This is a genomic window from Rhizobium sp. NXC24, from assembly GCF_002944315.1.
Taxonomy (GTDB): Bacteria; Pseudomonadota; Alphaproteobacteria; order Rhizobiales; family Rhizobiaceae; genus Rhizobium.
In genome coordinates this window covers 146,386-157,500 of sequence record NZ_CP024311.1, presented here as the reverse complement: position 1 = coordinate 157,500, position 11,115 = coordinate 146,386, and the positions used below count along the sequence as shown (strand labels likewise).

The 11,115-nt window shown below is 60.1% G+C and carries 11 protein-coding genes (1 of these 11 only partly in view); 6 read left to right on the top strand and 5 right to left on the bottom strand.

The window, feature by feature from the left end:
• Positions 1–837 carry the 5' portion of an ATP-binding protein gene (locus NXC24_RS00755; RefSeq protein WP_104821561.1) on the bottom strand. 513 nt of this gene lie to the left of the window's left edge, so 837 of the gene's 1,350 nt are visible here — the first part of the coding sequence; it begins with the start codon at positions 835–837; the stop codon falls past the left edge of the window.
• A 3-nt stretch (positions 838–840) separates the two neighbouring features.
• On the bottom strand, positions 841–1,560 hold the full coding sequence (locus tag NXC24_RS00750; protein WP_104821560.1) for a response regulator: 720 nt from the start codon (positions 1,558–1,560) through the stop codon (positions 841–843).
• Positions 1,561–1,915: 355 nt separating this feature from the next.
• Here NXC24_RS00750 and NXC24_RS00745 point away from each other — a divergent pair, with 355 nt between their 5' ends.
• The 6 genes from NXC24_RS00745 (at position 1,916) to NXC24_RS00720 (ending at position 9,711) form a co-directional block, all read left to right on the top strand.
• A complete protein-coding gene (locus tag NXC24_RS00745) occupies positions 1,916–2,752 on the top strand; it encodes a pseudouridine synthase (protein WP_104821559.1) in 837 nt (278 codons plus the stop codon).
• Entirely contained in the window at positions 2,739–3,422 is a 684-nt protein-coding gene (locus NXC24_RS00740; RefSeq protein WP_104821558.1) for a phosphoribosyltransferase, read from the top strand. The genes NXC24_RS00745 and NXC24_RS00740 overlap by 14 nt, the downstream gene beginning before the upstream one ends.
• 78 nt (positions 3,423–3,500) lie before the next feature.
• Positions 3,501–5,246 (top strand): SLC13 family permease, encoded by a 1,746-nt coding sequence (locus tag NXC24_RS00735; protein ID WP_104821557.1) that lies wholly within the window; start codon positions 3,501–3,503, stop codon positions 5,244–5,246.
• Between the two features lie 129 nt (positions 5,247–5,375).
• Positions 5,376–6,320 carry a phosphoribosylaminoimidazolesuccinocarboxamide synthase gene (locus NXC24_RS00730; protein WP_104824935.1) on the top strand — a complete coding sequence of 315 codons (945 nt, stop codon included), beginning with the start codon at positions 5,376–5,378 and terminating at the stop codon, positions 6,318–6,320.
• A 352-nt stretch (positions 6,321–6,672) separates the two neighbouring features.
• The gene (locus tag NXC24_RS00725) at positions 6,673–8,130 is read left to right on the top strand and encodes an efflux transporter outer membrane subunit (protein WP_104821556.1); all 1,458 of its coding nucleotides are present in this window, start codon (positions 6,673–6,675) and stop codon (positions 8,128–8,130) included.
• Positions 8,131–8,874: 744 nt separating this feature from the next.
• Positions 8,875–9,711, top strand: a complete 837-nt coding sequence (locus NXC24_RS00720; RefSeq protein ID WP_104821555.1) for an SH3 domain-containing protein — start codon at positions 8,875–8,877, stop codon at positions 9,709–9,711.
• A 227-nt stretch (positions 9,712–9,938) separates the two neighbouring features.
• Here the strand turns inward: NXC24_RS00720 and NXC24_RS00715 are convergent, their stop codons facing one another.
• The 3 genes from NXC24_RS00715 to NXC24_RS00710 form a co-directional block, all read right to left on the bottom strand.
• Positions 9,939–10,181 (bottom strand): DUF982 domain-containing protein, encoded by a 243-nt coding sequence (locus NXC24_RS00715; protein WP_104821554.1) that lies wholly within the window; start codon positions 10,179–10,181, stop codon positions 9,939–9,941.
• Between the two features lie 353 nt (positions 10,182–10,534).
• Positions 10,535–10,657, bottom strand: coding sequence for a hypothetical protein (locus tag NXC24_RS36135; RefSeq protein WP_260303263.1), 123 nt, complete (start codon positions 10,655–10,657; stop codon positions 10,535–10,537).
• Between the two features lie 85 nt (positions 10,658–10,742).
• Positions 10,743–10,931 (bottom strand): hypothetical protein, encoded by a 189-nt coding sequence (locus NXC24_RS00710; protein WP_104821553.1) that lies wholly within the window; start codon positions 10,929–10,931, stop codon positions 10,743–10,745.
• Between the last annotated feature and the right edge of the window lie 184 nt (positions 10,932–11,115).

Below are 11,115 nucleotides of genomic sequence, written 5' to 3'. Positions count from 1 at the left end.
CTGCATGGCCTCGATATCGGCAATCGCCCGCTCGCGATGCGGCGTATCCGGCATCATCTCCATGCGCAGACGAAAACGGGTGAGATAGGTTCTGAGATCATGGGAGATCGCCCCGAGTATAAGGGTGCGGTTGTTGATCAGGGCGGCGATGCGCAACTGCATGCCATTGATGGCGCGGATCAGCATACGCAGTTCGCAAGCGCCCCGTTCCGGAATATCAATCGGTTGCAGGCCTTTGCCGATAGAATTGACAGTGCGCGACAGGCGCGTCAGTGGCCGGGTCTCGCGGGCCACGGCGACGACCGCGATCACCGCCACCAACACGCCGAGAAGCCCGGCCATGAAACCCACGGGAACACCGCGCAGCCGCACCGTCGGCGTATCGGCTAGGCTGAAGACGGCAACCTTGCCGCCGGCAACGCCGATCGACACTTCGATCGTCCGGTCGGGAGCACCGACCGAAAACCAGCCCTGCGGCCGTTCGGGCAGCGAGCGCAGGCTGAAATAGCGGTCGCCGAGCGCGAAATTGGCAAGTTCGCGGGCCAGTTTGCGGCCAAGCGTCGGGTCGGCTGCATCACTTTGCGCGGGCGCCGCGGCATCGACCAAGCGCAGATCCAGACCGGTAGTGTTCAGTGCCCGTACGGCCTGCTCCTGCGCCTCGGGCGGAATGGCATCGAGGAGGCGTACTGCCGACTTGACCTGCATCGCCGGCGATAGCTGATGACTGAGCGGCGAGTCCGGTTTCAAACTGGCGGCAACGAAGGCGGCGAGCTGGATAATGAACAGCGCCACGGCGACGATCATGATGATGCGGGAAACGAGACCAAGTTTCAGCATGGTTCAGACATCCCTCACATCGACGGTCAGAAGGTAGCCGGCATTGCGCACGGTAGTGATGACCTGTGCGCCATCGGGCAAATAGTGCGCAAGCTTGGTGCGCAGGCGCGAGACGGTCACGTCAATGGTGCGATCGAAAGGATCGGCGCCGCGTCCGCGCGTCCAGTCCAGCAATTGGTCGCGCGACAGCACCCGGCGCGGCCGCTCCAGGAAACAGACAAGCAGATCGAATTCCGCAGTCGTCAGGCGCACCGGCCCCTCGCCTTCGATCTCGATCGCCCTGCCGTCGAGATCGACGATGAGGCCCGCAAAACTCTTGCGTCGGCGCGGACCGCCGCCCTCCTCGGGGCGTTCGGGGCCGGCGCGGCGCAGGATGGCGCGGATGCGCGCCAAAAGCTCGCGCGGATTGAAAGGTTTGCCGAGATAATCGTCGGCGCCCATTTCCAGGCCGAGGATGCGGTCGATATCATCGGACTTCGCCGTCAGCATCAGGATCGGCACCTGGCTGCGCGCCCGTATGCGACGGCAAGCAGAAAGGCCATCCTCGCCCGGCAGCATCAGATCGAGAATGATGAGATCGGGAAAACCCCTGGCCAGCGCGCGATCCATGGCGGCGGCACTTTCGACCGCCTCGACGGCAAAACCCTCGCGGCTCAGGAACTCCTCCAGAAGCGCCCGAATTTCGCGGTCGTCCTCGACCAGAAGAAGCGATGCAGAAACCATGGATCATCCATGTGAGGCGAAGGGCGGTTTTGACAACAGGGAAACGGCCGGTGATACAAACTGTAACAAATTTCCGCCATTCTGAAAAATTCCGGCAACAGACGCCATGCAGGTTTCGCCGCGACGGCCCCCCTCCGGAGCGGGCGGCGGCAGCTACCCCGGCACCGCCGCACCCGACCCATCGCCGCTCCGGTCCGCCGGCAGGGCTCGCGTTGACAAGGCGCGAGCCCTGTCTCTCCTGTGTGTTTCCCTTTGACGCGATTTGCGTCGCGACGTTCGTCGTGCGAAGGATTGGCCTCATGCTTTATCGGGCCGGTACGCCTAACCATCGACACAACAAGGACGAGGCAACGGGGTGAGCCAAAGGCGTGCGCCGCAAAGATCGGGCAAGGCGGGGAAGGCCCGGCAGGAGGCGGAGGGTAAGCGCGTGACCCTGCCGCGGGCGCTGTCGAAGCTCGGCTATTGCTCGCGTACCCAGGCCGAAGGGTTGATCGCTGCCGGCCGCGTTACAGTCGATGGCCGCAAGATTACCGATCCGGCTGCCTGGATCGATCTCGACCGGGCGCGGATTGCCGTCGACGGCATCGAAATCTCGGCGGAAAAGAAGCTTTATTTCATGCTGAACAAGCCGCGCGGTCTGGTGACGACACGCGACGATCCCGAGGGCCGGCCGACGGTCTACGACTGTCTGAGGGATATCGACGCCCGGCATCTAGCGCCGGTCGGACGGCTGGACAAGGCAAGCGAAGGGCTGCTTCTCTTCACCAATGATACCGTGCTGGCGCAGGCGCTGCTCGATCCTGTCACGCATGTGAGTAAGATCTATCATGTGCAGGTTAACCGCATCATGGACCAGGAGCTCTTGAGCCGTATGGAACGGGGGATCGTCGACGATGGCGAACTTCTGACGGCCATCTCCGCCCGTCTGCTGCGCAGTGGCGACCGCAATGGCTGGATCGAAGTCGAGCTCAGGGAGGGGCGCAACCGGCAGATTCGGCGGATGCTGGAGGCTCTCGACATAGAATGTCTGCGGCTGGTGCGCGTCTCCTTTGGCGACATCGCGCTCGGCGACCTTGCGAAAGGCGCGGTCCGGGCGCTGACGGAAGCCGAGATTGTCGGACTTCGCCGCCGGGCGGGCATGGAAAAGAACGGACGAAATGGACTGAAGGCCGGACGCGATGCAGCCTCATGATTTCTGGCAGGAGATTGATCCGCCGCGAAGCTTTGATGCAATCAGTGAATTCCGCGATTTCTATGTGGCGGAACTGCCCGATGGGCGGCAGTTGCGCCTGCCGATCCGGCTGCTCGCCGATGGCGACCATGCGCTCGCTTCGCTGATCATCAATCAGGCAAGTTTTCCTGTGCAGGACGCGCTGGCCGAAGCGCTTGCCGTGCGCATTGCCGCGCATGATGTCGATGTCGTCGCCGGACTGGCGACCCTCGGGCTGACGCTGGCAAGCGCGGTTGCCCGGGTCCTCGGCCATCAGCGTTATGTGCCGCTCGGCACCTCGCGTAAGTTCTGGTATCGCGAGGATCTGTCGGTTTCGCTTTCCTCCATTACGACGCCGAACCAGGAAAAACGTCTTTATATAGACCCGCGCATGCTGCCGCTCCTGCAGGGAAAACGGGTTGCGCTGATCGACGACGTGATCTCGAGCGGTGCCTCTATCGTTTCCGGCCTGGAGCTTTTGGCCGCATGCGGCATCGAACCTGTCGTGATCGGGGCGGCCATGCTGCAGTCCGAGCGCTGGCGGGAGCGGCTCAATGCCACCGGCAAGCCGTGGGGCGAGCGGATCGTTGGCGTGTTTTCGACGCCGATTCTTGAAAAAGCAGGAAACGGCGGCTGGAACAAGCCTGCCTGACGGCAGTTCGGTGCCGGGGCTGTACAGGACCGGCAGGCTGGTTCATTCTAGGTCCTGGCGAATCTCCGGGACCCGCCCATGACGTTCGAACAAGCATCCCTGCTGATCCTTCTGGGCCTCATGCTGGCGCTGTTTTGTCTTGGCCGTTTCCGGATCGAGGTCGTTTCGATCGCGGGGCTGCTTGCCGGATATGCGCTGGGCCTCTATCCGGCGGAAGGGGTATTTTCCGGCCTCGCAAGCCCGGTCGTCATCACCGTGATCGAAATCCTGCTGATCGTGCAGGTGCTGGCGCGGGCGCAGCTTTTCGGCGCGCTGGCGGATCGCCTGCTTGCAACAGACCTGCCGACCTCTGTGATTATCGGAGCGCTTGCCGGACTGACGGCCTTCATCTCGATCTTCATGAACAATATCGGCGCCTATGCCATAGCGCTGCCGGTGGCGCTGCGCATTGCCGATGTCACCGCCATTCCGCGGCGACAGTTGCTGATCCCGATTTCCTTTTCGGCACTCCTTGGCGGATTGGTGTCGCTGATCGGCACGCCGGCCAACCTTCTGGTCAGCGATGCCCTGCTGAGGGTGACCGGACACGGTTTCCACTTCTTCGACTTCGCCTATGTCGGCCTGCCAGTGGCCATCGTCGGCGTGATTTTGATTACCGCAACCGTCCCGCGGCTGTTTCCCAAATCAGGTGAGGAGGATGCGGCGCCGGGCCAAGCCATAGACCGGCAGATGATTACCGAACGCCGTATACCACATGGCTCTCCCCTGGTCGGGCAGCGGCTGGTGGACTGCCGCCGGGCCTTCGGTCTTCAGCCGCATGCCCTGATCCGCGGCAGCCTCTTCGTCCCCGCAGTCGAAGGCACTGCGATCGAGGCTGGCGACATTCTGCTTGCCGAGGGGCCGGATGTTCTGTTCGACCGACTCTTGGCAAAAGGCGTGCTGATGCTCGAATCCCATCCCGACCCCTATGGATCCGATTTCATTCGCAGCGAAGCGGTAGTCATGCCGCAAAGCACGCTGATCGGCTCGCGCATCCAATCGCTGGAGGTTTTTCGCTCGCGAGGGGTTGCGATAACCGGGCTTTCCATGCGCTCGCCGCGCATCGAAGGGCGCTTCGACGATCTTACGCTGTCGATCGGCGATATCCTCAAGCTGGAAGGGCCGAGACACGCCATCGCCGAAGCACTGGAGGAATGCGAATGCCTGCCGCTGGCCGCAAGCTATGATCATACACCGCCGCTGCGCTCCTTCTGGCCGCTTTTCATTTTCGCCTGCGGCGTGCTTGTCGCCGCCACCGGTCTGCTTCGCCCCGAGATCGCGTTTGCCGGCGTCATCCTGGCGATGGCGCTGCTGAACTTCATCAACCTGCGCGCCGCGATCGCCGATCTCAACTGGCCGATCATCATCATGCTGGCGGCGATGATCCCGCTCGGCGCCGCGGTGGCGACGTCCGGGACGGCGGAGATGCTGGCGGGCGGGCTCGGCACGATCGTGCCGATCGAGCGACCGGTTTTCGGTGTAGCGCTCATCCTGTTCCTGGCGATGGTGATCACCCCTTTCGTCAACAACGCCACGGTCGCCATCGTGCTGACGCCGGTCGCCTTCGAACTGGCGGCCAAGGCGGGGCATTCCGCCAACGCCTATCTGATTGCCGTCGCGGCCGGCGCCTCGCTCGATTTCATCACGCCCTTCGGCCATCACAACAATACGCTAACCATGAGCATCGGCAGCTATCGCTTCACCGACTTCCTGCGTGCCGGCTGGCTGTTGACCATTTTCAGCTATGGCCTGGCGCTCGCGTTGATCGGCTGGTTCTGGATCTGAGGGCGCAGCCGCGCTGAACGGATGACGATGATCCCGTCCGAAAATCGATTCCGATTTTCGGCATTATGCGTTAAGGGTCCAACCATGAAGCGTCCGCCGGGCGGATGCACGAGCCTACTGGTGACTATGTTGCGAATTCTCTCCGAAGCCCATTTTCCGGAACTGCCCAATTGTTACCGCGGCAAGGTGCGCGAAAATTATGACCTGCCGGATGGGAGCCGCATCATCATCAGCACCGATCGGCTGAGCGCCTTCGACCGCATCCTCACCTGCATCCCTTATAAAGGACAGGTGCTGACGCAGACAGCCCGCTACTGGTTCGAGGCGACGAAGGACATTTGCCCGAATCACGTCATCGCCTATCCCGACCCGAACGTCGTCGTCGGCAAGCGGCTGAACATCCTGCCGGTGGAGGTTGTCGTGCGCGGCTACCTTGCCGGCACCACCGGCACCTCGATCCTGACGCTCTATAAGAAAGGTCAGCGCGAGATGTACGGCATCACGCTGCCGGACGGCATGCGCGACAACCAGATCCTGCCGGAGCCGATCATCACGCCGACCAGCAAGGAATTCGACGGCGGCCATGACGAACCGCTGACGCCGGCGCAAATCATCGAGCATGGACTCCTGACGAAGGAGCAATGGCAGACATTATCGGATTACGCGCTGGCTTTGTTCGCCCGCGGCCAGGAGATTGCCCGCAAACGGGGGCTGATCCTCGTCGACACGAAATATGAGTTCGGCACCGACGAAAACGGCAACATCCTTCTTGCCGACGAAATTCATACGCCGGACAGCAGCCGCTACTGGTTGGCCGACAGTTACCAAGACAGCTTCGAAAGGGGCGCGCGCCCCGCAAGTTTCGACAAGGATTTCGTCCGCGCCTGGGTGACCGAGCGGTGCGATCCTTACAAGGACGAGATACCCGAAATTCCGCTCGACCTGATCGAGCAGACCTCAAAGGTGTATATCCGCGCTTACGAAGCGATCACGGCTACGCCCTTTGTTCCCGACGACCGCGGTGCAACACCGCGGGATAGGGTTCGCGCAAACCTCTCCCCTTATTTCCCATAACAAACCGTCCGAATGGTCATTTCGCCCATCGAGTGTCTGGAGACACCGTCCTTTAGTTGCGCAAAATATGGTATTTTTGCGCACTTACCGCTTAAAGTAGCAAGGCGGAGGGTATTTTTTTGCAACACTTCATAATTTTTTTACCGGAACCCCCCTATTTGTCATGTTCCCACACGTGTTCCGCCGCGAAAAATCGCAAAAGGCACTGTGCTATTGCAAACTTGTTGATAGATTGACGCCGAATGCTTCGGGTCGTTTGTTGGTATTGCGTAGACAGAAGCGCCGACACACATGGGGGTCACGCTGACCCCGTAAGTTAGTGATCATGTAAAATGAATTGTGGGATAATGTGATGGTATCCATTCGTACTGCCGCCCCCGCCCTGCTGCTTCTTCTGGCAGGTTGCGTCAGCGGCCCCGATCATAAGCCACCGGAAATGCCCCTCGCGGCCAAGTTCTCGGAGGGCGGTACGAAGATCAACGGCGACGTCTCGAGTTCACAATGGTGGACCGCCTTCGGCGATAAGAAGCTGAACACCCTGGCTGAGCAGGGACTTGCAGAAAACCTCAATATCCAGCAGGCGCTGGAACGCATCAATCAGGCGCAGGCGCAGGTCGTCTCGGCCGCAGCCGGCGGAATGCCTAGCCTCCTTGTGTCAGGCGGCAATACGACCAGCGGCCAGAAGGGCGGCCTGCGTACGGAAACCGAAACGCGAAACACCACCAGCGGCGATGCCACGGCTTCGTGGCTGCTCGACCTGTGGGGCCAATATCGTCGCGCCAAGGAAAGCGCCAACGCATCGCTGGATGCGGCCTATTCCAACGTCGACGTTGCTCGCCTGACCTATCTGCAGGATCTGGCGAACAGCTACGTCAACGTCCGCTACTATCAGGCCCTCATCTCGATCGCGCAGGACAACCTGAAGTCCCGCCGCTCAACGCTTGAACTCACCAAGTTCCAGCTCGACGCCGGCGCCGCGTCCCGCCTCGACGTCGTCCAGGCCGAAGGTCTCGTCAATTCGCAGCTTTCTCAAATTCCAGGCCTCGAAATCAGCTACCGCCAGGCGGTGCATCATATCGCGACCCTGCTGAACGTACCGTCGCAGACCATTATCGCCCAATTGCACGGTGGCGGCAGCCAGCCGGTATTCCGCGGCCGCGTCGATACGGGCGTCCCGGCCGACCTCATCCGCAACCGGCCCGACATCCGTGTCGCCGAGCGTAACCTTGCCGCTGCGACCGCTCAGATCGGCGTGGCAGAGGCCCAGCTCTTTCCGACGATCACGCTCGGCGGTTCGATTTCGCCGTCCTACATTCACACGAAGTCCATCAGCGGCAGCCTGACGACCTGGTCGTTCGGCCCAAGCCTGTCGCTGCCGATCTTCGACGGTGGCGCGTTGCGCGCCAACGTCAAGAACGCCGAATCCACCAGCCGCGAGCAGTATATCGTCTGGAAGCAGACCGTGCTGTCTGGTGTCGAACAGGTCGAAAACGCCCTGTCGGCTGTCAGCCGCGATGCTCAGACGGTTGCCGCACTGCGGGCGCAGGTGAAGTCCTATCAGGAAGCCCTCGAACTCTCGACGGCAAGCTACAAGGACGGCGCCTCTTCGCTGCTCGACGTTCTCGATGCGCAGCGCAACGTTTCAACGGCGCAGGAAAGCCTCGCCCAGGCGGTTCAGCAAAGCGCTCTCGACTACATCTCTCTGAACGTCAATATCGGCGCCGGCTACATTCCCGCCAAAAAGGTAACCGTAGCCGCAAAGCCGGATGCCAAGGTCGTCAAGGTCGCTGCCAAGAAGACCGTCAACTAAGGATACCGCCCGGCTTCGTCGGGCGCTTCTCATACGAACCGCCGCAGGAAACTGCGGCGGTTTTTCTTTGGTCGAAATAAATGGGGCCAAATTAAAAATGGCGCGCTCCGCTTCCGCAAAGCACGCCATCGAAAAACAAAAAGGCCGGAGCAAACCGGCCTTTCGTCATCCACCCTCACATCAGTGCCAGTACATCCGTGGTCAAAGGGAAGGTAGAACTGCAGCCAGATTGATCGCGAAAGGTTAACGCAAGGTCAACGTCAGTTCCGCAACCGCCAGGGAATGAAAACGGCTCGCTCTAAGCGCGCCAAGCATCCACCGGCTGTCTGACTGCAGCCCATATCGGGTGGCAAGGTGGCGATTTCAAGGCCGTTAAATTTATTCTCAAAGCCTTATTACTGCAGAACGCGCCATTCCGCGCACTAAAGCCTTAGTAACCCTCAAGATAATAAGTGAAGCTGCCTAAAATTTAATGCAAATTTTGAGAGTTAAGCGCGTATCCGTTCAACCTGCATTCATGCAAATTCTCGTAAAACCGCTGAAAAGATTGAAGGAATAGCGCTGGGCCCTAACCAAATCCCGCGACCGCGCTAACTTTTATCTTATCGAAACTGGAAACGGCGTGCCGGGTCCTGTAACCGCACCGCATGTCCCTTGGTGGATATGCTGGGCAAGCGGGCAACAGCAATCAGCGCAGCCGCCGGGCAATCCTATCCTGCCGGCGACGCGCAAAGGAGAGCATTGATGAGACATAAGCTTCTTGCCGCACTTGCGCTGACCGCATTCATTGCGATCCCGGCAATCGCGGAAGCCGCAGAGGGTTTTTCCACCGCCAACGTCAACATGAGGTCCGGCCCGAGCACGCGGTATCCGGCAGTGACCATGATCCCCATCGGCACACCGCTGGAAATCAACGGCTGCCTCAACGAAACGCCATGGTGCGACGTCTCCTTCTTTGGCGGGCGCGGCTGGGTCGCCGGTCAGTACATCCAGGCAACCTACCAATCGCGCCGCATCTATGTCGGACCGCGATATTACCGGCCGCTCGGCATTCCGACCATCACCTTCAATTTCGATGATTATTGGGATCGTTATTATCGTGGCCGCGACTTCTACCGCGACCGTGACCGCTGGCGGCGCGGACCAGGTTGGGTAGACCGCCGCCCGGGTTGGGACCGCGGATCGGATTGGAACGATGAACCGGACCGCAATTGGGATCGTCGCCCGTACCGAAACCGCGACTGGAGCGACCAGCAGGACAATGATGATTGGCGCCGGCGAAGAGACCGCAATCGCGACTGGGACAATAACCAGGACTGGGGTCGCCAGCAGCCCGACGACAATCAGGGTTGGGGCAACCGTCGGCGTGACAGCAACCGCCAGGACGACCAGCAGCGCCGTCCCCAGCCGCAACAACAAGAGGCGCAGCCGCGGCAGGTGCAGCCTCAGCAGGTGCAACCACAACAGAACAATCCACGGCCGAATGCCGGTTCGCCAGGTCCATATAGCCCAGACCATGTCGATCCCTGCCCGGCAGATCAACCTAATTGCCGTATGACGCCAAGAGGCTCCAACCGGTAATCTTGCCTTCATGGCAGCGAAATGATGAGGCCAGCGACTGACATCGCTGGCCTTTTGCATGGGTTCATTAGGGATCGGAAAATCCGGCCGTTCAGCGGGGATGCGACGGCGAAACCGGGACTGACGATGTGGGGGATGAGCGCGTCTTTAAAGCTGCGCGACGGCGACCGGCGTTCGCCGGCTCAGAAGGGTTGAGCAATCAGGCGGCGTCGAAGCGCCGCGCTGCCTCAATGGATTTTCAAATGCGCTTCGCGCATCGCCGAAATAAACATCTCGCGGGCTTCTTCAGCGGATTTCCGTCCGTCGATCGCAGCTCGGCAGACGCTTCTCGCAGCCACATAAAGCGGACCGCGCCGATCTGGCCAGAGGTTAGCCATGCAATTCAAGGCCTCGGAAGGGCCGGTGACCATCTGAGAGCTGCCTTGAGCGAAACCGATCTCGATCGGGTTGCTCCATTTGATATGTCGCATGAATACTCCTCCTCACGCGCTACCACGTGCTTGGAACCGTCCTGAAGACGGCCGCACAACTCCACTATAACCTCAATCAGAGCATTCGAAAATATGGAACATTGCAAACGCTTCTACCATCTGAAGAGGCAAATTCGCCGGCTGGATGAAGCGGCCGACGAATGAGTAGAGTTTCACGTAAGGATAAAGCTTTTAGCGAGCGTAAAGTTCCAGTGTGACTGGAGCACGCGGCATTTTCCGCCAAACGGGACGATATCAGGATTTTTGCGATCTGGAATTAAACCGTCCCACCCGTAGCGCTACGGATCTATCGGCCGATTGATGATCTCTTTGCGGTGAGCCGCCAAATGCACTTACTTTTCCCGTGCAATCCGCTTGGCATCATCGGCCGAAAAGCCGGCGCGACGGGCCAGCCGTTCCAATCCGAAAATCCGATCGAGCTGATCGATCAGCCACAGTTCAAAGCGTTTCCACATGATAAGGCTCCCCCGCAACGGACCAACTGGTCGCCCAGGATGAACGTCGCGTCCGGCCTATCCATCCGCTCTAGCGAAACAGCTCCTAGCGAAATAGTGGGGGCCTCTGCGCGTTCGACAGCAACTCCTGCTTGGTGGCGAAGTCGCCGAACAGCTTCTTCAGCCGAATTTCCTCTTCCTTGCAAATCCGATGGCGCCGCACGAAATCCTCGACACTCCAGACTTCCCGCAGCTTATTTTCGCCGACCTTCTCGAAGTTGATATGTGAACTCATTTGCTCGCCCTCTTATTTTATGAGGAGAGAATGCACGAGAAAAACAAAAGTTCCTTGAACAAACCCGTTGTGGATGGACAAATGCTGCCGCTGCGACCGGTTAAGGATGTTTTTAATTCCTCCTTAAATCGCCGCATTTACAGTTCACCGGGGCTTTGATGCCCAGGCGGCGTAAACGCGGGGA